Below are 20,979 nucleotides of genomic sequence, written 5' to 3'. Positions count from 1 at the left end.
GTCAACAACATTTCACACATTTTTCTGTGGCCGTACGCCCAGGTGAAGCAGCAGGCTGCGCATCGCCGGTGACAGCTGCGCCCATCCGGCGAAACAGGCGCACAGGCGGCGCTGTGCCCACGCATCTGCAAGCGGGACCGCAACAGTATGGGTATTGCGTCGATGCTGGCGGGCGATGGTGCGCGGCACGATGCCGACACCAATGCCGTGGCCGACCATGATGCACACGCCTTCGAAGGTCTTCATGCGGATGCGCACGTCCAGGCGTCGCCCGATGTCGCGTGCCTGGTCTTCGATGTAGGCCTGCAGTGCATTGCCGTCGGCCAGCGCGACGAAGGTCTCGCCGGCAACATCGGCGAAGGCCACGCTGCGCCGCGATGCGAAGCGGTGTTCCGCGGGCAGCAGCATCACCAGTGGATCTTCGGCGACCACGTGCTGCTGCAGGCCGGCAGCGTCGACCGCATCACTGATGATGCCGGCTTCGGCCTGGCCAGCGTTGATCGCACGCACGACTTCGGGGCTGGTGCGCTCCAGCAGTTCCACGTGCAGGCGCGGGCGTTCGGCCAGCCACGGTGCCAGCCGCGAAGGCAGGTAGTTGGTCAGTGCTGCGGTGTTGGCATACAGATGCAGTGTGCCGCGCGCGCCGTGCGCGAACGCCTGCAGTTCACCGCGCAGCTGCGCCTGCTGCTGCAGGATCAATCGTGCATGGTGGGCGAGGGCGGCGCCGGCTTCGGTCAGGCTGACGCCGCGGGGGTGCCGGTTCAACAACGCGGTGCCGGCATCGGCTTCGATCGTGCGCAGGCGTTCGCTGGCCGACGCCAGTGCCAGGTTTGCCTGCGCTGCGCCGGCCGTGATGCTGCCCGCCTCGGCAATCGCCAGGAACAGGCGCAGGTCGGCGATATCCATCCGCATGTGATGCCCTCATCGCAACGGCTGCGCCTTCGGATCAGCCGAAGGCAAGGCCGGAAACACCGCATTGTGCGCCGAGCGGCCGGCCGATCCAATGAAGGCATGAATGAATCGATGTACTTCTACGTGCTGCTGGTGGTGGTGTTCGTGCTGGCCGGTGTGGTCAAGGGTGTGACTGGGATGGGGTTGCCGACGGTGGCGATGGGGCTGCTGGGCAGCACGCTGTCGCCGGTGGCGGCGGCGTCGATGCTGTTCATTCCCACTTTCGTCACCAATGCGTGGCAGCTGTTGTCCGGGCCGTCACTGGACCGCATCGCGCGGCGCCTGTGGCCGATGATGCTGGCCGTGGTGGTGGTGACGCTGGGCTCGGCGGCGCTGCTGGTGCGGGTCGATCGCACTTGGTCGCGCGTTGCGCTGGGCGTGGCATTGGTGGTCTATGCCGCCTATGCGTTGCTTGCACCGGTGTTCCGCGTGCGGCAGCGGCGCGAGCGTTGGCTGGGGCCGCTGGTGGGGGCGTTGTCGGGCGTGGTGACCGGCGCCACCGGCGTGTTCGTGATGCCGGCGGTGCCGTACCTGCAGTCGCTGGGGTTGCAGCGCGAGGAGCTGGTGCAGGCGCTGGGGCTGGCGTTCACGGTGTCAACGATTTCGCTGACCGCCGGGCTGGTGCTGCACGGCGCATTCGGCATCCAGCAGCTGGGGCTGAGTGCGCTGGCGGTGCTGCCGGCATTGCTGGGCATGTGGCTGGGGCAGGTGATCCGGCAGCGCATCAGTGCGCGGGTGTTCCGGGGTTGCTTCCTGGGTTTCCTGCTGCTGCTCGGGCTGGAACTGGTGCTGCGGCCGCTGCTCTGATGCCGGATTTCGGGCATGAAAAAACCCGCTCTCGCGGGTTTTTCTCATTCTCGACGTGGTGCCCAGGAGAGGACTCGAACCTCCACGGTTTTACCCGCTAGTACCTGAAACTAGTGCGTCTACCAATTCCGCCACCTGGGCGTCGAGGAGCGAGATTATGGGGTGTTGTTACGGGGGTGTCAACACTTTTTCTGGATCCGGTGTCGGACCCCGTTTCGCGTGCGGAGCGGGCTCTGACCCCATCTCACTCGCTTGGGGTCGGAGCGCTTTCCTTCGGAAAGGAATTCGGCCCCGTTGCTGGATTGCAGGCAAAAAAAATCCCCGCCGAAGCGAGGAGTTTTTTCGTTGGTGCCCAGGAGAGGACTCGAACCTCCACGGTTTTACCCGCTAGTACCTGAAACTAGTGCGTCTACCAATTCCGCCACCTGGGCGTTCCAGAGGCGCAATTGTGAAGATGAATTCGCAGGCTGTCAACGACTTCCTGAATATTTTTCACGCAAGGCCTTCAAGACGGCCACTGACCCGTTCTGCACGCCGTCAACGGCTACCATGTAGGGCGATGACTACCAAAAAACCAAGCAAGGGCGGGAGCATCTCCCGCAGCCAGGCCCCGAAGAAGGGCGCCAAGGCGGGCACGGCCCGCGCCACCAAGCCGGGCAAGCCGTTGCCGGGCTGGTTCCCTGAATTGAATGAAGGCGGTGCACCGCCGCGTGGCCGCAAGGGCCGCAGCAGCGACGCACCGGGCCCGGCCCCGGGCCGCAAGTTGCCGCCGACCGGCAAGGTGATCGACGATCCCTATGCCGCCCGCGAAGCAGAGAAGTACGAACAGCCCATCGCCAGCCGCGAAGCCATCCTGGCCCTGCTGGAGCGTTGCGAAGGGCCGCAGACGGCAGAGGAACTGGGCGCACGCCTGGGCCTGACCGCCCCGGACCGCGCCGAAGCACTGTCGCGCCGGCTCGGCGCCATGGTCCGCGACGGCCAGCTGGTGCAGAACCGCCGCGGGGGCTTCGCCCCGATCCAGACCCTGAACCTGGTCACCGGCGTGGTGATCGCCAACCCGGAGGGGTTCGGCTTCCTGCGCCCGGTCGAGGGCGGCGACGACCTGTTCCTGCCGCCGTATGAAATGCGCAAGGTCATGCACGGCGACAAGGTGCTGGCCCGCGTGACCGGCATCGACCACCGTGGTCGCCGCGAAGGCAGCATCGCCCGCGTGCTGGAGCGCGGCATGACCCGCCTGATCGGTCGCTTCAGCATCGAGATGGGCATCAACTACGTGGTGCCCGACGACAAGCGCGTGCAGCGCAACGTGCAGGTGCCGCCGGACCAGACCGGTGGTGCGCGCGACGGCCAGCTGGTGGTCTGCGAACTGACCCAGGCGCCGGACAGCCGTCGCCCGCCGATCGGCCGCATCATCGCCGTGCTCGGCGACAAGCTGACCGCCTCGCTGGTGGTGGAGACCGCCATCCACGGCCATGAACTGCCGTTCGAGTTCCCGCAGGAAGTGCTGGACGAAGCCGCCTCGGTGCCGCTGGTGGTCGAGCCGGCGATGATCGGCGACCGCGTCGACCTGCGTAGCATGCCGCTGGTCACCATCGATGGCGAGGATGCCAAGGACTTCGACGACGCGGTGTACTGCGAGCCGAACGCCGATGGCTTCCGGCTGGTGGTGGCGATTGCCGATGTCTCCAACTACGTCCGGCCCGGCACGCCACTGGACGAAGAGGCGCAGAAGCGTGCCACCTCGGTGTACTTCCCGGGCTTCGTGGTGCCGATGCTGCCGGAGACGCTCTCCAACGGCATCTGTTCGCTGATGCCGAAGGTCGACCGCATGTGCTTCGTCTGCGACATGCAGATCGACCGCGACGGTCTGGTCACGCATTCGCGCTTCTACGAAGCGGTGATGAACTCGCATGCGCGCCTGACCTACACCCAGGTGTGGAAGGCGGTGGGTGAGGACGATGCCGATACCAAGGCCTGGATGGGCGACCTGCTGCCGCAGGTGCAGCGCCTGCACCAGCTGTACAAGGTCCTGTCCAAGGCGCGTGCCAAGCGTGGCGCCATCGAGTTCGAAAGCAGCGAAGTGCGCTTCGTGCTGGACAACCGCGGTGAAGTGACCCAGGCCGGCATGCTGGTTCGCAATGACGCGCACAAGCTGATCGAGGAATGCATGATCGCGGCCAATGTGGAGGCGGCGAAGTACCTGCTGTCGCGCCATGTGCCGGCCCCGTACCGCATCCACGAGAAGCCGCCGGAAACCAAGTACGCCGACCTGCTGGAATTCCTCAAGGAGTTCAAGCTGAGCCTGCCGCTGTGGTCGAAGGTGCGCCCGGGCGATTACACCAAGCTGCTGAAGAAGATCCGCGACCGCCCCGATGCCACGCTGCTGGAATCGGTGCTGCTGCGCAGCCAGAGCCTGGCGATCTACAGCCCGGAAAACCACGGTCATTTCGGCCTGGCACTGGAGGCGTACGCGCACTTCACCTCGCCGATCCGCCGTTACCCCGACCTGCTGGTACACCGCGCGATCAAGCACGCGCTGTCCGGCAAGCCGCTGGACAAGTTCACCTACAACGCGCGCGAAATGGCTGCGCTGGCGCTGCAGTGCTCCGAGCGCGAGCGCCGTGCCGATGAAGCCGAACGCGAGGTCGACGAGCGTTACCGCGCGGCGTGGATGGAAAAGCACGTGGGTGGCCAGTTCGATGGCGTGATCAGCGGCGTGACCAGCTTCGGCCTGTTCGTGGAGCTGGATGAGTCGAAGGTGCAGGGCCTGGTGCACGTGACCCAGCTGCCGCAGGACTATTACAAGTTCGACGCGACCCGCAAGACGCTGACCGGCGAGCGCCGCGGCAGCAGCTACCGGCTGGGTGACCGCGTGCGGATCCTGGTCCTGAAGGCCAGCATGGAAGAGCGCAAGATCGACTTCCGCCTGGTCGAACACAAGGGCGAGGACGAGGGCGACGGCCTGCCGCCGCTGCCGGAGCGTGGCAAGCCGGCCAAGCGGAAGAAAGAGAAATACTGATGACCGTGGTAGTGCCGGCCGCTGGCCGGCATCCATGGCACCCTCGGCACCGACGGGTTGCCGGCCAGCGGCCGGCACCACCAGGAGACATCGCATGCAAGGCCAACCCGAATACAGTGGCGGTTGCCAGTGCGGCGCGATCCGCTTCCAGGTGCGTGGCGCGCTGACCGACAGTTCGATCTGTCATTGCCGGATGTGCCAGAAGGCCTTCGGTGCCTACTACGCACCGCTGGTGTCGGTGCGCGGCGTGCAGTTCAGCTGGACCCGCGGCCAGCCTCGCTATTTCCAGTCCTCCAACGTGGTGCGCCGGGGCTTCTGTGCCGACTGCGGCACGCCGCTGAGCTACGAGGCGCCGGACGGCGTAGCGGTGGCGGCCGGCGCCTTCGACGAACCGGAACGCCTGCCGCCGACCATCCAGTACGGGGTGGAGCGCAAGCTGCCGTTCGTCGATACGTTGGCCGGTCTGCCGGCCCGTCGTACCGAGGAAGACATCGCGGCGCTGGAGTTCCTGGCCACCATCGTGTCCCATCAGCACCCGGACCACGACACGCCGCACTGGCCGCCGCGCAGCCGGTAACGCCCCTGTAGCGCCGGGCCCAGGCTCGGTTGGCAGGTCGCCGCGGCCTCAGCCCGGGCAGCGAGCGCAGGCTCGGCTCAACAGGAGCCCCGCCGCAGCGCCCGGCCCGCCGATGCTCTACCATAGCCACCCCCTTTCCGGTCCCCGCCCGCATGAGCAAGAACAGCCAGTGGATCGTCGGCGTCAACGCCGTCGCCTCCTCCATCGAGAACGACGCCGAGAACGTCCGCGAAGTGCTGGTCGAGGCCGGTGCGAAGAACCCGCGCCTGACCGAGATCGAGGAAAACGCCCGCCGCAAGGGCATCGACGTGCGCAAGGTGAACAGCCAGGCGCTGGACGGTGTCGGCGGTTCGGTACGCCACCAGGGCGTGGCCGCGCGCTATGCCGCCGCCCGCACTTACAGCGAGAACGAGCTGGAAGGCCTGGTCACCGCAGCCGAGGGCAAGGCCCTGCTGCTGGTGCTGGACGAAGTGCAGGACCCGCACAACCTTGGCGCTTGCCTGCGCTCGGCGGCTGCCGCAGGCGCCACTGCCGTGATCATCCCCAAGGACAAGTCGGCCACGGTGAACGCGACCGTGCGCAAGACTTCGGCCGGTGCCGCCGATCTGATCCCGGTGGTGGCGGTGACCAACCTGTCGCGTTGCCTGAAGGACCTGCAGAAGCAGGGCGTGTGGATCTACGGCCTGGCCGGCGAAGCCACTGCGTCGCTGTACCAGCTGGACCTGAAGGGCAACATCGCCCTGGTGCTGGGTGGCGAGGCCGATGGCCTGCGCCGCCTGACCCGCGAAAACTGCGATGGCCTGGTCAAGATCCCGATGCCGGGCGAGATCGAGAGCCTGAACGTCTCCGTTGCCGCCGGCGTCAGCCTGTTCGAGGCCGTGCGCCAGCGCGGTTGATTTCGGGGTCGGTTCCCTTTTCCATGTGCCGTGTCGACCAAGGCCGACACCTACCGGGCCGTTGCCGTGTCGACCAAGGTCGACACCCAGCGGGTAGTCGCCAACCTGGGTTGGCGCTCTTGCCGCCTCACCCCGCGCTGCCGCCCAGTGCCTTGAACAGGGTGACGTCGTTGTTCAGCTGGCTCTGGCGCACGCGCGCCAGCGACAGCTCGGCATCACGCCGGGTCTGCTGGGCCTCCAGCCAGGTGCGCAGGTCGGTGGCACCTACGCGGTAGCGCACTTCCTGCGCGCGCTCCACTTCCACCGCTTCGTCATACGAAGCCTGCGAGGCCGCCACCTGGCGCGCCAGCTGCTCGCGTGCCGACAGCGCGTTGTCCACTTCCGACAGCGCGGTGTACAGCGTCTTGCGGAAATTGGTCGCGGCGATCTGATAGCTGGTGCCGGCGATGTCGGTATCCAGCTGCGCGCGCTGCAGGTTGAGGAACGGCAGCGACAGGCCGGCGCCCAGCGTGGCCACCGGGTTGCGCAGCACGTCACCCAGCGACGTTGCACTGGAGCCGAGGCTGCCGGTCAGGCTCAGCGCCGGGTAGTACTGGGTAGCGGTCACCTTGATGGTCTTCAGGCTGTTGCGCAGGCGAAGTTCGGCCGCGCGCAGGTCGGGACGGCGGCCGAGCAGGTCGGCCGGCAGGCCTTCGTTGATCCCCGGGCTGCGTGCGTCCAGCAGGTCCTGCGGTTCGTCCTGCTGCGGCCAGGGCGTGCCGTCCAGCAGCACGGTCAGTGCATTGCGCACCTCCACCCGCTGCTGTTCCAGCGCGCTCTGCGAGGAACGCTGCGACTGCAGGTTCTGCAGCGCCTGGCGCACTTCCAGGCGCGATACCGCACCAGCGTCGAAGCGGGCCTGCACAAGGTCGCGGGTGCGCTCCAGCCGCTCCAGGTTGGCCCGGCCGGTGGCGATGGACTGGTTGAGATAGGCCAGGTTCCAGTACTGTGTGATGGTGTCGCCGATCACCAGCAGCGCGGTGTTCTGCCGGTCTTCCTCGCTGGCCTCGGCTTCCCAGCGGGCGATGTCGCGCTGGGTACGCAGACGGCCCCACAGATCGACCTCCCAGCCCAGCGAGACGCCGGTGGAATAGCTGCGGCGCCAGTCGTCGGCCTGATCGGTGGCGCGGCTGGCATTGCCGCTGACGCCGGACGACGAAGGCTGCGGCCACAGCGCATTGCTGGCCAGGCCGGCCTGCAGGCGCGACCGCTGCACGGCCAGGCCAGCGGCGGCCAGATCGCTGTTGGCGGCCAGCGCCTGCGCCACCAGGCGATTCAGTCGTTCATCGCCGAAGCCCGTCCACCAGCTGTCCTGGCGGATGTCGCGGCCCGGTGTATCCAGGCTGCTGCGCGGGTCGTCGGCCGGTGCGTTGAGGGTGGCATCGCCACGGCCGTAGCTGGCCGCCACGTCGGGGGCCTGCACCGGGTAGCGGCCCACTGATGCACAGCCAGAGAGGGCGAGCAGAACAGCGCCCACCAGCAGCAGGCGCGAGGGAGCAGGGAAGGGCAGTCGGGTCATCATCTTCATTCGCGGGCCAGGGCCTCCACCGGGTCCAGCTGCGCGGCGTTGCGCGCGGGCAGGAAGCCGAATGCCACGCCGATCAGGGTCGAGCAGGCGAACGCGGCAACGATCGAGGCGGTGGAGAACAGCACCTGGAAGTCACTGGCGAAACGGCCGATCATCGAGCCCAGCAGCAGGGCCAGGCCGATGCCGAGCAGACCACCGAGCAGGCACACCAGCACCGCTTCGATCAGGAACTGCTGGCGGATGTCACTCTGCCGTGCCCCCACCGCCATGCGTACGCCGATTTCGCGGGTGCGCTCGGTCACCGAGACCAGCATGATGTTCATCACGCCGATGCCGCCGACCAGCAGCGCGATGGCGGCGATGGCGCCGATCAGCAGGGTCATCGTGCGCGTGGTCTGCTCGATGGTCTGGCGGATCTCTGCGCTGTTGCTGAGGAAGAAGTCCTCGGTGCCGTGGCGCAGGGTCAGCAGGCGGGTGATCGCTTCCTGCGCCGCATCCATCGGCGTGTCGTCGTCCACGCGCACGGTGATGCTGGAAACGTGGCTCTGGCCGAGCATGCGCGACATCACCGTGGTGTAGGGCACCCACACGCTGAGGCTGGTGCTGCCACCAAAGCCGAAGCTCTGGCGCTTGGCCACGCCGACCACGCGTGCCGGTACGTTGCCGAGCAGGATCACCTGGCCGACCGGATCTACATCGGGGAAGAACTGGGTCTGGGTGTTCTCGTCGATCACCGCCACCTGGCCGAGGCCCTTCACCGCGTCGGTATCGAAGAAGCTGCCGCTGAGCAGGGTCACGCCCTTGACCCGGAAGAACTGCTCGCCGACGCCACTGACCTGGGCGGTGGAGGACTGGTTGCGGTAACGCGCGGTGACCGAGGTCGACACGCTGGGGGTGGCGCTGTCCACGTAGCTCTGCTTTGCCAGTGCATCGGCATCGCTGGCCTTGAGCGTCTGTACCCGCGCCGAGCGCATGTCACCGAAACCACGGCCGGGATAGACGTCGATGGTGTTGGTGCCGAGCGCGCTGATGTTCTGCAGGATCTGCTGCTGCGAGCCATTGCCCAGCGCCACCACCGAGACCACCGAGGCGATGCCGATGATGATGCCGAGCATGGTCAGGAAGGTGCGCAGCCGATGTGCGTTCATCGCCAGCAGGGCCATGCGGAACGCTTCGGTGAAGCGGTCACGGGCTGCCCGCCAGCTGTTGCCGCGGGCCACGCCGGTGCTGGCCTCGCGCTGCGCGCGGTAGGTCGGTGCGTTCGGATTGGTGCGGTCGGCGATGATCTCGCCATCGCGGATTTCGATGATGCGCTGCGCGTGTTCGGCCACGCTCATGTCGTGGGTGACGATGATGATGGTGTGGCCTTCGGCGTGCAGCTCGCCGAGGATCGCCATCACTTCCTCGCCGGATTTCGTGTCGAGCGCGCCGGTCGGTTCGTCGGCCAGGATCACCTCGCCGCCGTTCATCAGCGCACGTGCGATCGACACGCGCTGCTGCTGGCCACCGGACAGCTGGCCCGGCTTGTGGTGCATGCGGTCGCCCAGGCCCAGCCGCTGCAGCAGCTGCTCGGCACGCGCGTTGCGCACTGCGCCCGGGCTGCCGGCATACACGGCCGGTACCTCCACGTTGCCGCGCGCATCCAGGTCGCCCAGCAGGTGGTAGCGCTGGAAGATGAAGCCGAAATGCTCGCGGCGCAGTTCGGCCAGTTCATCCGGCGCCATCCTGCCGGTTTCGCGGCCGGCCACCTGGTAGCTGCCACGGGTGGGGCGATCGAGGCAGCCGAGGATGTTCATCAGCGTCGACTTGCCCGAGCCGGACTGGCCGACGATCGCCACCATCTCGCCGGCGTGGATATCCAGGTTGACGTCGCGCAGGACGGCGATCACATCATCGCCAGCCGGGAATTCGCGTCGCAGGTCGCGCAGGCGCAGCAGCGGCGCCTTCGTGCTCATCGGCGCGGACCCATGCCCGGGCCGCCGACCCGCATCTGCATGCCGCCGCGGTTGCCGCCGCCGGCGCTGGCACCGGCCGCACCGGCTTCGCCCACCACCACGCGTTCGCCTTCCTTCAGCCCGGACAGGATTTCGGCCGAGGCGCCGTTGTTGATGCCCACGGTGACCTTGCGCGGTTGCGGCTGGCCCTTGTCGTCCAGCACCCGCACCATGCGCTCGTCGCCGCGGCGCTTCGGTCCCAGCGCCACCGCCGGCACCATCAGCACGTCCTTGGCCTGCTTGAGCAGTACCGAGACCTGCGCGGTCATGTCGATGCGCAGGGTGCCGTCCGGGTTCTCCACGTCGAACAGCGCGTTGTAGTAGACCGCGCTGCTGGAACTGGAGCTGGACGAACTGCTGGAGCTGGACGAGTTCTCGTTGGCGATCGAGGCCGGCGCCGGATTGATCTGGCGCAGCGTGGCGTGGTACTTGCGGTCGGGGTCACCCAGGGTGGTGAAGTACACCGGCATGCCGGCCTTGATCTTGACCACGTCGGCCTCGGAGATCTCGGCGTTGACCGTGACCACGTCCAGCCGCGCCAGCATCACGATGGTGGGCGCGGTCTGGTTGGCGTTCACGGTGCGGCCTTCCTCGGCCACCACCGCCACCACGGTGCCATCCATCGGCGCGGTGATGCGGGTGTAGGCCAGGTTGGCACGGGCGGTGCCCAGTTCGGTTTCGCGGCCCTTGATCTGCGCCTCGTAGGACTGCAGCTGGGCGCGGGCGGTCTTCAGCTGTGCCTCGGCGGCATCGTATTCCTGGCGCGAGGTGGCTTCGGCGGCCAGCATCTGCTGCTGGCGCGCGAACTCCAGTTCGGCCTGGCGCAGGGTGGCCTGCTGCACGGCACGCTGGGCGGTGACCTGGTCCAGCGAAGCCTGCGCGTTGAGCACCTGGTTCTGCTGGGTGGTGGCGTCGATCTCGGCGATCAGGTCGCCTTCCTTCACGGTGTCGCCCAGCTGCACCTTCAGCGACTTGATCTGGCCCGAGGCCTGGGCACCCACGCTGACCAGCTTGTAGGCGTCGATCACACCGGTGGCTTCCACGGTCTGCTCGATGTCGCCGCGGCTGACCGGCGTGGTCGCCACCGCCGGGGCGGCGGGTTTGCGCAGCAGCCACCAGGCGGCGACGGCCACGATGAGGGCGAGCAGGGCGATCAGTATCAGGCGACCACGGCGGGTCGCGGGCAACAGGCGGAACGTCACGTCGTGGCTTCACTCTCGGGGCCGCGGCGGCGGCGTTGGTGGGCATTGTGAAGACCGGGCGACAGGCGGCTCAATCCTCGGGGTATGTCTCTATGTAACACTGTCGGTGAATACGCGTAACCACAGGTATCCCGCTCATGGCTGGATACACTGGTACGCATTGCCCCGGATGCGGTTCAGCTGCCGACACGGGATGATCGCGACATGGAGACTGAAAACACGATGCATCGACTGCTGATCGTCGACGACGACAACGACATCCGCACCCTGCTGGCCGAGCAGCTCGGCCGTGCCGGTTACCAGGTGAGCACCGCCGCCGATGGCACCGCCATGCGCCAGCTGCTGGACCGCGAGCACGTGGACCTGATCGTGCTCGACCTCAACCTGCCGCGCGAGGATGGCCTGACCCTGTGCCGCGACCTGCGTGCGCGCTCGAACACCCCGGTGATCATGCTGACCGCGCGCGCCGAGCCGATCGACCGCGTGCTCGGCCTGGAAATGGGCGCCGACGACTACCTGGCCAAGCCGTTCGAACCGCGCGAGCTGCTGGCGCGCATCCGCAACGTGCTGCGCCGGACCGAGGCGCTGCCGGCCAACCTGGAGCCGCTGGCGGTGCGCCGTGCGCGTTTCTCGCGCTGGGTGTTCGATCTGGAGCATCGCCACCTGGTCGATCCGGATGATCGCGTGGTGGTGCTGTCCGGTGCCGAGTTCCGCCTGCTGCGCGTGTTCATCGCCCATGCCAACAAGGTGCTGTCGCGCGAACAGCTGGTCGCGCTCAGCAGCGGCCGCAACTACGAGGCGCAGGATCGCGCGATCGACCTGCAGGTCAGCCGCCTGCGCAACAAGCTGGGCGATGACGGTGGGCCGGATGGCCTGATCAAGACCGTGCGCAACGAAGGCTACGTGCTGGCCTCCTCGGTGAACCTGGAATAAGCCGTCATGAAGCGCCTGCGCCATTTCCTGTCCTCGATGGTCGGGCGGTTGTTCGTGATCCTGCTGTTGGGCATGAGCGTGGCTGCGATCGGCGCGACCATGCTGGCCACCTCCAAACGCCAGCAGGAGTTCGAGCGGCAGAACCTGAACCGCATCGCCGACCGCCTGCAGGGCTACGTCAACCTGCTCGATGGCAATCCAGAACTGCGCGAGCGACTGCTTGAGATCGGTGGGCCCAGCGTGCGTGCGCTGCAGCCCGGCGCGCGCCTGGGGCGGGCGGATACCGCACTGATGGAAGTCCTGGATGACCGGCCCGGCCCGGTGTCGCGCGCGCATGTGCACTTCACCTCGTTCCGTTCCTGCATTCCCAAGCTGCAGGATCTGCTGCCGCCACCGCCGCCGGGGCACCGGCGGCATCCGCGTGAGCGCGATCCGGCCTTCATTCCGCCCAAGTGCCGCGCGGTCGATGTGACGCTCAACGACGGTACGCTGTTGAAGCTGGCGCTGGATTCGCCGGCGGTGGCCCACAACGGCATTCTGGCCGTGGACCCGTGGTTCCTGACCCTGCTGGTGCTGGCCATCGCGGTGCTGGCCTACATCGTCGCGCGCATGGCCAGTGCGCCGCTGCAGGAGCTGGCGGCAGCCGCGGAGGATCTCGGCGACGATCTGCAGCGCGATCCACTGCCGTTGCGCGGGCCGCGCGAGGTGCAGCGCGCCGCCGAGGCCTTCAATGCCATGCAGCACCGCCTGCAGCGGCACCTGGCCGAACGCACGCAGATGCTGGCGGCGATCACCCATGACCTGCAGACCCCGTTGACCCGCCTGCGCCTGCGCCTGGAGAACGTCAGCGACGAGGTGCTGCGCGAGCGCCTGATCGGCGATCTGGCGGCGATGCAGGCACTGGTGCGCGAAGGCCTGGAGCTGGCCCGCAGTGCCGAGAGCGCCGAGCAGCGCGCCGCGCTGGATCTGGATTCGCTGCTGGAAAGCATCGTGGAAGACGCCGCCGAGGGCGGTGCCGACGTGGTCTTCGAGGGCGGCACCGGTGCGGTGCTGATGTTGCGCCCGCTGGCCATGCACCGGCTGTTCTCCAACCTGGTGGATAACGCCGTGATGTATGCCCACCGCGTGCGCGTGCGGGTGGAACGCAGCGGCGGCACGATCACGGCGATGGTGTCCGACGATGGCCCGGGCCTGGCGGAAGACCAGCTGGAGGCCGTGTTCGACCCGTTCGTGCGGGTGGAAACCTCGCGTTCGCGGGAAACCGGCGGCGCCGGGCTGGGCCTGACCATCGCGCGCGCCCTGGCCGAGAAGGATGGCGCGCGGCTGTGGCTGCGCAACCGTGCCGAGGGCGGTCTGGAGGCGGTGGTGCAGTGGCCGGCCAGTGCGCAGGTGGTGCCGCCTGGCCGGCCCGGCTGAGCCCCGCCGGACGCACGCGATGACGCCGGGGCCAGGGTTTGGCCTATCATCTGCGCATCTCCCCAGTTTCTCCCCGATGAGTCAGCCCGTTCCTGACGGCACGCCGTTCCGCGTTGCCCGGTCGTTCCCGCTTGCTGTCATGCCCTGCAGCCGCTACCGGCCACTGCCGCCGAGCTGATGGGCAGGTCAGGGGACAACGGGTGCTGGGTGGAGCGCCGCGTTTCGAAGGCCAGGCAGGCACTGCAGCGCGGTCTGCTGTGGCTGTTGCTGGCGCTGGCGCTGCCGCTGGCCGCGCAGGAGGGCGCGCCGCCGCTGCGCGACTACGCCATCGACGTGTGGACCTCGCGCAATGGCCTGCCGCACAACTCCCTGCGCGATATCGCGCAGACCCCCGAGGGGCACCTGTGGTTTGCCACCTGGGAAGGCCTGGTCCGCTACAACGGCCTGGATTTCACCGTGTTCGACCGCAGCACCCGCCCGGGGCTGCGCGACAACGGCATCGGCGCACTGCTGGTCGATCGGCAGGGAGGTCTGTGGATCAGTGATTCGCGCGGCAATGTCAGCCATCGCGGCAACGACGGCCAGTGGCGGGTCTGGGAGCATCAGGCCGACACCCCGCAGGTGCTGATCCAGTCCATGCAGATGGACAGCCAGGGGCGCCTGTGGCTGCTGTACGAAGGCAAGGGCATCGGCTATCTGACCCCGGACAAGGGCATCGTCTACCAGGCACCGGCGGCCGACCTGCCGATGGCGATGAGCTTCACCAAGCTGGTGGTCGATGCGCAGGACCGGGTCTGGGTTGGCACGCTGGACGGGCTGGTGCTGCGCGACAACGACGGCGTGCTCAAGCGCGCACCCGCGGCGTGGGGTCTGGGTGCCGGCACCGGCCTGTCATGGCCGTACCGGGCTCCGGATGGCGCGCTGTGGATCGTCGCCGGCGAGCGCCTGTACCGCGTAGAGGACGACCAGCTGGTGCTGGTGCACCGCCTGCCGGGCCAGCTGCACATGACCTCGATGCTGCAGGACCGGCACGGCGACCTGTGGCTGGGAACCGAGAACCAGGGCCTGCTGCGGATCTCGGCGCATGGGCTGGAGCGGTTGCCGGCCGGCCTGAACCTGCCGGGCGGGCGCGTTGTCAGCCTGCGCGAGGATGCCGAAGGCAGCATCTGGGTGGGGGCCAACGGTGGCCTGTACCGCCTGCGCGAAACACTGTTCAGCAGCTACACCGAGCGCGATGGCCTCAGTGGCGACTATGTGCGCACGGTGCTGGAGGACCGCGACCGCCAGTTGTGGGTCGGTAGTGCCAGTGGTCTCGATCTGCAGACACCCGATGGCCGCTTCCGCGCAATGGCGCTGCACAACCGCGGCGGCAAGGCACCTTCGGTGCTCAGCCTGGCGCAGGGCCCGGACGGTGACCTGTGGGTCGGAACGTTCGGCGATGGTGTCTACCGTCTTGGCCGCGATGGCCGGCTGCGGCACAACTATGCCGCCGCCGATGGCATGCCGGGCGGCAACATCCGCGCGATCAGCGTGGACCCGCAGGGCGTGGTCTGGGCAGGCACGCAGAAGGGCGTAGTCCGCATCGACGGCGACCGCGTGCAGGTATCAAACGTTGTGGGCATGCCCAGTGGCCTGATCACCGCGCTTGAGCACGATCATCAGGGCAACCTGTGGATCGGCACCATCGAGGGAATCCGCGTGCTGCGTGGCGACTACGTGCAGTCGATCGACCTGACACCGATGGGCGGGGGCCGCAGCGTGTTCGGCTTCCATCAGCTGGGCGATGCGATGTGGATCAGCAGCGACCGCGGCCTGTACCGTTGGCTCGACGGAAAACTGGCACGCGTCGGTCTTGAGCAGGGCATGCCGGTGGATGCGGTGTTCCAGCTGGTGCCGGACCGTTTGGGCAATGTGTGGATCAGCAGCAACCGCGGCGTGCTGCGCACCGACATGGCCACCCTCAACGCCGTGGCCGATGGTCGTGCACCGCGCGTAGTGGTGGAGCGCTACAACGAGATCGACGGCATGGCCAACGCGCAGGCCAACGGCAGCTCCGGGCCATCGGCCATCCTGCGCCAGGACGGCACGTTCTGGGTGGTCACCGCCGGAGGCCTCAGCACCGTCGACCCGCAACGCCTGCAGCGCTTCCGCGAGCGCCCATCACCGCCTGCAGCGATCGAGAGCGTGCAGGTGGATGGCGCACCCGTGCATTGGGAGGGCCCGGATCGCAACTACATTCCCGGCGGCCGACGTCTGGCGGTGAGCTATGTGGGCCTGAGCTACCTGATGTCGGACCGGATCCGATATCGCACGCGGCTGGATGGCCTGGACACCGGCTGGGTCGAGCGCGGCCCGCAGCGCAGCGTCGAGTTCGTCGGCCTGCCTCCGGGTGACTACACTCTGCACGTGTCGGCGGCGCATCCGGGCGGGGCCTGGGGCCAGCAGGAAGCCGTGTGGAGCTTCACGGTGGAGCCGTTCTGGTGGCAGCGCCGCAGCGTGCAGATGCTGGGCGGGCTGCTGCTGCTGGCCGGGCTGGTTGTGCTGTACCGCCTGCTGCTGCAGCAGCTGAAGGCCAGCAACCTGCGCCTGGCACGGCGCGTGGACGAGGCAACCTTCGACCTGCAGGCCAAGACCGTGCACCTGCAGGCGCTGAACCAGGAAAAGACCGAACTGGCCGAGCGCCTTGCACGGCAGGCCGAGGCCTTCGAGCGGCAGGCGCGCGAGGATGCGCTGACCGGGCTGGCCAATCGCCGTGCCTTCGACGAAACGCTGGCGCGCGACTTCGCCCGCTCACAGCGCAGCGGCCACCCGCTGTGCCTGGTGGTGCTGGACATCGACCACTTCAAGGACGTCAACGACCGGCACAGCCACAGCATCGGCGATGCTGTGCTGGTGCAGGTGGCCCGACTGATCGCCGCGGCCTGCCGCGACTCGGACCTGCCCGCGCGCACCGGTGGCGAGGAGTTCGCGCTGCTGCTCAACGACACCCGCCTGGAAGAAGCCGCGCAGCTGTGCGCGCGCCTGCGTGGCCTGTTCCATGACCACCCCGACTGGGCCGGAGTAGCGGGCCTGCGCGTGACCTTCAGCGCAGGCCTGGTGGAACTGGATGCCGATGACCGCACCCCGGCGCTGCTGTACCAGCGCGCCGACCGCGCGCTGTACCGCGCCAAGAGCGACGGCCGCGATCGTACGAGTATTGGTTGATCGCATCCACGCATGGCGTGGATCTACTGGTGTTGCCGTAGTAGATCCACGCCATGCGTGGATGTGGTTGCGCCGCTGGCTGTCTTACCGCGGCCAGGCGTTGGCGATGGTGCAGAACAATCGTGCGGTCTGTTCGGTGTCATACACCGCGCTGTGTGCTTCGTTCGCATCCCAGCCCAACCCGGCGGCCGTGGCTGCACGCGCCAGCACCGTCTGCCCGTAGGCGATGCCGGCCAGGGTGACGGTGTCGAACACGCTGAACGGATGGAACGGATTGCGCTTGTGGCCGGTCCGGGCCACGGCGGCGTTGACGAAGCCCAGGTCGAAATGGGCGTTGTGGCCGACCAGGATCGCGCGCTGGCAGCCGTACTTCTTCATCGCCGCGCGTACCGGGGTGAAGATGTGGTCCAGTGCGGCCTTCTCTTCCTTGGCCAGCCGGAACGGGTGGTCGAGGATGATGCCGGTCACTTCCAGCGACTTCGGGTCGATCTCCAGGCCCTCGGCCGGCACCACATGGGCACTGGCGGTCTGGCCGGGGTAGAGCAGGCCGTTCTCGTCCATCTCGATGGGCACCGCGGCGATTTCCAGCAGGGCGTTGCGCTGGCTGTCGAAGCCGCCGGTTTCCACGTCCACCACCACCGGCAGGAAGCCGCGGAAGCGTTGTGACATCGCGCGCTGCGCCTGGGGGATTGCGGAATCGGGGGCGGCGGCAGGTGCGGGGGTGGGGTCAGTCATGCGTGAATTCTAGCAGAGCGACCCTGAGCGCCCGGCCAGCCCGTGGCGCACGGGTTCCCTGCGCAGGAGCGTGTCGACCAAGGTCGACACCCACCGGTGCACCGCGCGCCCAGGATTCCGGTAGGTGCCAACCTGGGTTGGCACGATGCGCGCCAACCCAGGTTGGCATCTACCGGACTGCTGGCCGCGCAGGCGTGGCCGAGGGAGACCACCGTGCCAACCACGCATCCACGCTCAGCCTGCCGGCGCCGCTGAAGATCAGTGGCAGCAGCATCGCCATGAACAGCACCGGCAGCTTGAAGTTGCCGAAGCCCTGGTCAGTGATCGCATAGCCCATCGCGAGGTCGCCCAGCGAGTCCCATTGCATCGGCCAGTGCACGGCGTAGGTGGCCACCACGGTCAATACCAGCAGGCTGGCGGCGGCGAAACGCGTACCGAAACCCAGCAGCAGGCAGGCCGCGCCGACCAGTTCGAACCAGGTCGCCAGCTGCCAGTTCAGCGTGCTCGGCAGCTGATCGAACGGGAACGGAAAGGCATCCTGCAGGTCGGCGAACCAGTTCTGGCCGTGCAGTTTCTCGCGGCCGGATTCGAAGTATTCCCAGGCCAGCAGCAGGCGCAGGCCGAGCGGGGCCAACCAGGGGGCGAGACGGTCCAGCTGGCCACGCGCGGTGGCCAGGATCAGAAGGTTCATCAGGGGGTCTCCGCGAATGAGGTGTGTCAGGGAGGGGGTGTGAGCGGGCCGATCACGCCGGCCTGCAGGAACTGCCGCAGCAGCGCGGCACCGGGTCCGGCCAGCGCGTCCTCGGCCAGGCCGTGCGCGGCGGCCAGACGCTGCAGGTAGGCCTGACCATCAAGGCCGGGCTGTTCGCCGATGCTGGACAGCAGGAACACCGCCAGAGGGCTGAGCGTGGCGAATCGCACCTCGCCGTCGGCATCGCGGCGGACCAGAAGGCCAGTCGGCTCGGCCGGCGGCTCGGTCGGTGCGTCCTCAGCGCCGAGCCGGTGCACCGGCCACTGGTACAGCAGCGGCCATGCCAACGGCGAGCGCTGCAGCGGCACCCGCAGCGGGTCGGTGTCGTCCTGCGCCGGCAGCGGTTCGGCATCCAGCTGGTACAGCGCGGTTTCCACCCACTCGTAGTGGGCCAGTTCGGCCAACGCCGGATGCGGCAGCAGTGGCTGCGCCTGCAGCCACTGCACGAATTCGGCGGCCAGTTCGGTGAACAGCGGTGTCTGGCAGCGATGGGTCGCGAAGTACTGGCGCACCAGTCCGCTCCAGGCCGGTTCGCCGAGCAGGCGCACGCAGACCGGGAAGCCGTTGCTCAACAGGCCGAGCAGGTTGTTGAACAGCAGTCGTTGGTATACCGCGACCCGGTGTGATTCCAGCCCGGCCGGTGGCGGCACGCCCTGTGGATCACGCAGATGGGCAGTGAATGCGTGCTGCTGCGCGCGCAGGGTGTCGGGAGCATCAGCCATGTGCGCTCCCGGCGTGCGTCGCCTGCAGGCGGCGGATGGTCTGCAGCTCGCCCTGCAGTTCGGCGTAGGGCGGGAAGTTGAAATCGCGCTCAAGCAGGGTGGGGCGCGGGCCGATGCGCGCATAGGTGCGTGCCAGCAGGGCCCAGACCGGGTCGATCACCGCACTGCCATGGGTATCGATCTTCAGGTCCGGTGCCTCGTCCAGGTGCCCGGCCACATGCAGGCAGACGATGCGTTCTGCGGGCAGCCCGGCAATGAAGGTGTCGGCGTCGTAGCCGTGGTTGCAGGCGTTGACGTAGACGTTGTTGACGTCCAGCAGCAGGTCGCAGTCGGCCTCGGCGAGCACGGCGTTGGTGAAGGCCAGCTCGTCCATCGCCGGCTCCGGCGCAAGGTAGTAGGACACGTTCTCCACTGCGATGCGGCGACCCAGCAGATCCTGCACACGGGCGATGCGTGCGGCGGTATGGCGCACCGCTTCGTCGGTAAATGGAATCGGCAGCAGGTCGTACAGGTGGCCGTCGTCGCTGCAGTAGCTCAGGTGCTCGCTGTACAGCGGCACGCGGTGCTTTTCCAGGAACTGGCCGACCTGTTCCAGCAGCCGGCTATCCAGCGGCGCACTGCCACCCAGCGACAGGGACAGGCCGTGGCAGCTGAGCGGATGGCGCTGTGCCAGCTCGGCCAGTGCATCCCCGGCAGGACCACCGACATGGATCCAGTTCTCCGGCGCGCATTCGAGGAAATCGAAGTCGCCCGCCGGTGCATCGCGCAGCTCCTGCAGCAGCGCCCTGCGCAGCCCCAACCCGGCGGCCGCCGCACGAAGCGGCGACCGCGGGCTGACGACGCTGGCGCGGACGTCAGTGCTTGCCACCGCACTTGCCTTCGCCACACTTGCCTTCAGCCGCCTTCTTGTCGCCGGACGTGGCCTTGGCGCCTGCCGCAGCGCCGGCAGCCTTGCCCTTGTCGGCGCCGCACTTGCCTTCGGCGGTCTTGCCGTCGGCGCCACACTTGCCTTCGGCATGCTTGGTCGCGTCAGCGGCCATCTTGGTGTCTGCGGCCTTGGCGTCGGTACTGGCCTTGGCTGCCTGCCCGGCAACCAGGTAGCCCTGGGCGAGGTCGCTCATGCTCAGGGCCGAGGCACTGGCGGTCATGCCCAGGCCGGCGGCCAGGGCGGTAGCAGTCAGCAGGGACAGGGTCTTGTTGGAACTGCTCATCGGTCGTGCTCCTGGGTGGTGTGGGCGGGTGCCCGGATGGCCGGCAGGGATGCCGGTGGAATCGATGGTGCAGCGATCCTACTCAACGAATCCTCGCCAAGACCTCAAATTTTCGTGAGGTTTGTTACAGAAGCATCCGGAAGGTTCGCACCGGGCAAGCCCGGCGCCCACAACGCGGGTGGAACACCCCCAAAAAGAAGGCCGCTGTCACCAGGACAGCGGCCACCTTGGAGTCGACTCCGGTGTTGCAGTGCAGCGTCAGGGCTGGCCGGTGCTGGAGGTCTCGTCGCGCTTCTCGCGCGGCGGCAGCGGCTGCTCCCCGTGCACCAGGAACCATACGTTCTCGGCGATGTTGGTGGCGTGGTCGCCCACGCGCTCCAGGTTCTTGGCCATGAACAGCAGGTGCGTGCACGGGGTGATGTTGCGCGGGTCTTCCATCATGTAGGTCAGCAGCTCGCGGAACAGCGCGGTGTACTGCGCGTCCAGGCGGGCGTCGTCCTCGCGCAGTTCCAGTGCGGCGTCGGCGTCGTTGTCGCGGTAGGCGGCAATGGCACGACGGACCTGCTGCGCGGCCAGGCGGCCCAGCGCACGCAGGCCCTGGATCTGCGGCAGCGGCGGCACCTTGCCCAGCGCGATCGAACGCTTGGCGACGTTCGCTGCATAGTCGCCGATGCGTTCGATGTCGGCCGGGATGCGCAGGCCAGCGAGGATCTCGCGCAGGTCGCGCGCCATCGGGCCGCGCAGGGCCAGGCGCATCACGTCATGGCTGATCTGCTGCTCCAGCGCATCAATGGCTTCGTCGTTGGCGATGATGCGATGGGCGGCGTTCTCGTCGCGCTTCTCGATCACGTCCATCGACGCTTCGAGCTGGGCGACGGCCATCTCGCCCATGCGCACGATTTCGGCCACCAGGCGCTGCTGCTCTTCGTCGTAGCTCTTGACGATGTGGTCGTTGGGAAGGTTCATGGTCTGCAATCCGGGTAGAGCCAGGCCG

16 protein-coding genes, 2 tRNA genes and 1 pseudogene are annotated in these 20,979 nt (G+C 67.9%); 7 read left to right on the top strand and 12 right to left on the bottom strand.

Going from position 1 to position 20,979, the window contains the following annotated elements; all coding sequences use genetic code 11:
• Window positions 1–12 precede the first annotated feature (12 nt).
• The gene (locus AC5P60_RS01750; RefSeq protein ID WP_483692887.1) at window positions 13–912 is read right to left on the bottom strand and encodes a LysR family transcriptional regulator; all 900 of its coding nucleotides are present in this window, start codon (window positions 910–912) and stop codon (window positions 13–15) included.
• Window positions 913–1,011: 99 nt separating this feature from the next.
• Here AC5P60_RS01750 and AC5P60_RS01745 point away from each other — a divergent pair, with 99 nt between their 5' ends.
• A complete protein-coding gene (locus tag AC5P60_RS01745) occupies window positions 1,012–1,758 on the top strand; it encodes a sulfite exporter TauE/SafE family protein (protein WP_483692886.1) in 747 nt (248 codons plus the stop codon).
• A gap of 56 nt (window positions 1,759–1,814) precedes the next feature.
• Here AC5P60_RS01745 and AC5P60_RS01740 read toward each other — a convergent pair.
• Together AC5P60_RS01740 and AC5P60_RS01735 are read right to left on the bottom strand one after the other, a co-directional pair.
• Window positions 1,815–1,899: transfer RNA gene (locus tag AC5P60_RS01740), tRNA-Leu, on the bottom strand.
• A gap of 205 nt (window positions 1,900–2,104) precedes the next feature.
• Window positions 2,105–2,189, bottom strand: a tRNA-Leu gene (locus AC5P60_RS01735).
• Window positions 2,190–2,548: 359 nt separating this feature from the next.
• Between AC5P60_RS01735 and rnr the strand changes: the two are divergent.
• From rnr to rlmB, 3 genes and pseudogenes are all read left to right on the top strand, one after another.
• Window positions 2,549–4,777: pseudogene (gene rnr / locus AC5P60_RS01730) on the top strand (ribonuclease R); the annotation flags it as partial.
• 94 nt (window positions 4,778–4,871) lie between these two features.
• Window positions 4,872–5,354, top strand: coding sequence for a GFA family protein (locus AC5P60_RS01725; protein WP_033834106.1), 483 nt, complete (start codon window positions 4,872–4,874; stop codon window positions 5,352–5,354).
• A gap of 152 nt (window positions 5,355–5,506) precedes the next feature.
• Window positions 5,507–6,250 (top strand): 23S rRNA (guanosine(2251)-2'-O)-methyltransferase RlmB, encoded by a 744-nt coding sequence (gene rlmB, locus AC5P60_RS01720; protein ID WP_005408775.1) that lies wholly within the window; start codon window positions 5,507–5,509, stop codon window positions 6,248–6,250.
• A 127-nt stretch (window positions 6,251–6,377) separates the two neighbouring features.
• On the opposite strand, the gene AC5P60_RS01715 is transcribed toward rlmB, so the two are convergent.
• The 3 genes from AC5P60_RS01715 to AC5P60_RS01705 are packed head-to-tail and all read right to left on the bottom strand — an operon-like array spanning window position 6,378 to window position 11,013.
• Window positions 6,378–7,817 carry an efflux transporter outer membrane subunit gene (locus AC5P60_RS01715; protein WP_483692885.1) on the bottom strand — a complete coding sequence of 480 codons (1,440 nt, stop codon included), beginning with the start codon at window positions 7,815–7,817 and terminating at the stop codon, window positions 6,378–6,380.
• Window positions 7,814–9,772, bottom strand: coding sequence for a MacB family efflux pump subunit (locus tag AC5P60_RS01710; protein ID WP_005408777.1), 1,959 nt, complete (start codon window positions 9,770–9,772; stop codon window positions 7,814–7,816). The genes AC5P60_RS01715 and AC5P60_RS01710 overlap by 4 nt, the downstream gene beginning before the upstream one ends.
• The gene (locus AC5P60_RS01705; protein WP_483692884.1) at window positions 9,769–11,013 is read right to left on the bottom strand and encodes an efflux RND transporter periplasmic adaptor subunit; all 1,245 of its coding nucleotides are present in this window, start codon (window positions 11,011–11,013) and stop codon (window positions 9,769–9,771) included. Before AC5P60_RS01705 ends, AC5P60_RS01710 begins: the two co-directional genes overlap by 4 nt.
• A gap of 204 nt (window positions 11,014–11,217) precedes the next feature.
• On the opposite strand from AC5P60_RS01705, the gene AC5P60_RS01700 reads away from it, so the two are divergent.
• The 3 genes from AC5P60_RS01700 (at window position 11,218) to AC5P60_RS01690 (ending at window position 16,566) form a co-directional block, all read left to right on the top strand.
• Window positions 11,218–11,946, top strand: coding sequence for a response regulator (locus tag AC5P60_RS01700; protein ID WP_005408779.1), 729 nt, complete (start codon window positions 11,218–11,220; stop codon window positions 11,944–11,946).
• Between the two features lie 6 nt (window positions 11,947–11,952).
• Window positions 11,953–13,362 carry an ATP-binding protein gene (locus AC5P60_RS01695; RefSeq protein ID WP_005408780.1) on the top strand — a complete coding sequence of 470 codons (1,410 nt, stop codon included), beginning with the start codon at window positions 11,953–11,955 and terminating at the stop codon, window positions 13,360–13,362.
• A gap of 177 nt (window positions 13,363–13,539) precedes the next feature.
• Entirely contained in the window at window positions 13,540–16,566 is a 3,027-nt protein-coding gene (locus AC5P60_RS01690; protein WP_483692883.1) for a two-component regulator propeller domain-containing protein, read from the top strand.
• A gap of 84 nt (window positions 16,567–16,650) precedes the next feature.
• Here AC5P60_RS01690 and rnt read toward each other — a convergent pair whose 3' ends face one another.
• The 6 genes from rnt to phoU form a co-directional block, all read right to left on the bottom strand.
• Entirely contained in the window at window positions 16,651–17,301 is a 651-nt protein-coding gene (gene rnt / locus AC5P60_RS01685) for a ribonuclease T (RefSeq protein WP_414486620.1), read from the bottom strand.
• Window positions 17,302–17,470: 169 nt separating this feature from the next.
• Window positions 17,471–17,992, bottom strand: coding sequence for an HvfX family Cu-binding RiPP maturation protein (locus AC5P60_RS01680; protein ID WP_483692882.1), 522 nt, complete (start codon window positions 17,990–17,992; stop codon window positions 17,471–17,473).
• 26 nt (window positions 17,993–18,018) lie between these two features.
• Complete coding sequence (locus AC5P60_RS01675) at window positions 18,019–18,774, bottom strand: HvfC family RiPP maturation protein (protein ID WP_322534776.1); 756 nt, start codon at window positions 18,772–18,774, stop codon at window positions 18,019–18,021.
• Window positions 18,767–19,642 carry an HvfB family MNIO-type RiPP peptide maturase gene (locus tag AC5P60_RS01670; protein WP_483692881.1) on the bottom strand — a complete coding sequence of 292 codons (876 nt, stop codon included), beginning with the start codon at window positions 19,640–19,642 and terminating at the stop codon, window positions 18,767–18,769. The genes AC5P60_RS01675 and AC5P60_RS01670 overlap by 8 nt, the downstream gene beginning before the upstream one ends.
• Entirely contained in the window at window positions 19,629–19,985 is a 357-nt protein-coding gene (locus AC5P60_RS01665) for an HvfA family oxazolone/thioamide-modified RiPP metallophore (protein ID WP_005408786.1), read from the bottom strand. The genes AC5P60_RS01670 and AC5P60_RS01665 overlap by 14 nt, the downstream gene beginning before the upstream one ends.
• A 258-nt stretch (window positions 19,986–20,243) precedes the next feature.
• Window positions 20,244–20,951, bottom strand: coding sequence for a phosphate signaling complex protein PhoU (gene phoU, locus AC5P60_RS01660; protein ID WP_005408787.1), 708 nt, complete (start codon window positions 20,949–20,951; stop codon window positions 20,244–20,246).
• Window positions 20,952–20,979 lie beyond the last annotated feature (28 nt).

It is taken from the genome of Stenotrophomonas sp. YJH_SMC_120 (genome assembly GCF_059368675.1).
Note: the sequence above shows the minus strand (reverse complement) of the source record. Positions and strands in the feature narration are given on the sequence as shown.

Bases quoted from the DNA above. Each gene is read 5' to 3' on its own strand.
- phoU (WP_005408787.1), bottom strand. From the start codon at position 20,951: ATGAACCTTCCCAACGACCACATCGTCAAGAGCTACGACGAAGAGCAG.
- AC5P60_RS01700 (WP_005408779.1), top strand. From the start codon at position 11,218: ATGGAGACTGAAAACACGATGCATCGACTGCTGATCGTCGACGACGAC.
- AC5P60_RS01680 (WP_483692882.1), bottom strand. From the start codon at position 17,992: ATGAACCTTCTGATCCTGGCCACCGCGCGTGGCCAGCTGGACCGTCTC.
- AC5P60_RS01715 (WP_483692885.1), bottom strand. From the start codon at position 7,817: ATGAAGATGATGACCCGACTGCCCTTCCCTGCTCCCTCGCGCCTGCTG.
- AC5P60_RS01665 (WP_005408786.1), bottom strand. From the start codon at position 19,985: ATGAGCAGTTCCAACAAGACCCTGTCCCTGCTGACTGCTACCGCCCTG.
- AC5P60_RS01745 (WP_483692886.1), top strand. From the start codon at position 1,012: ATGAATGAATCGATGTACTTCTACGTGCTGCTGGTGGTGGTGTTCGTG.
- rnt (WP_414486620.1), bottom strand. From the start codon at position 17,301: ATGACTGACCCCACCCCCGCACCTGCCGCCGCCCCCGATTCCGCAATC.
- AC5P60_RS01750 (WP_483692887.1), bottom strand. From the start codon at position 912: ATGCGGATGGATATCGCCGACCTGCGCCTGTTCCTGGCGATTGCCGAG.
- AC5P60_RS01690 (WP_483692883.1), top strand. From the start codon at position 13,540: ATGGGCAGGTCAGGGGACAACGGGTGCTGGGTGGAGCGCCGCGTTTCG.
- AC5P60_RS01710 (WP_005408777.1), bottom strand. From the start codon at position 9,772: ATGAGCACGAAGGCGCCGCTGCTGCGCCTGCGCGACCTGCGACGCGAA.
- AC5P60_RS01695 (WP_005408780.1), top strand. From the start codon at position 11,953: ATGAAGCGCCTGCGCCATTTCCTGTCCTCGATGGTCGGGCGGTTGTTC.
- rlmB (WP_005408775.1), top strand. From the start codon at position 5,507: ATGAGCAAGAACAGCCAGTGGATCGTCGGCGTCAACGCCGTCGCCTCC.
- AC5P60_RS01725 (WP_033834106.1), top strand. From the start codon at position 4,872: ATGCAAGGCCAACCCGAATACAGTGGCGGTTGCCAGTGCGGCGCGATC.
- AC5P60_RS01675 (WP_322534776.1), bottom strand. From the start codon at position 18,774: ATGGCTGATGCTCCCGACACCCTGCGCGCGCAGCAGCACGCATTCACT.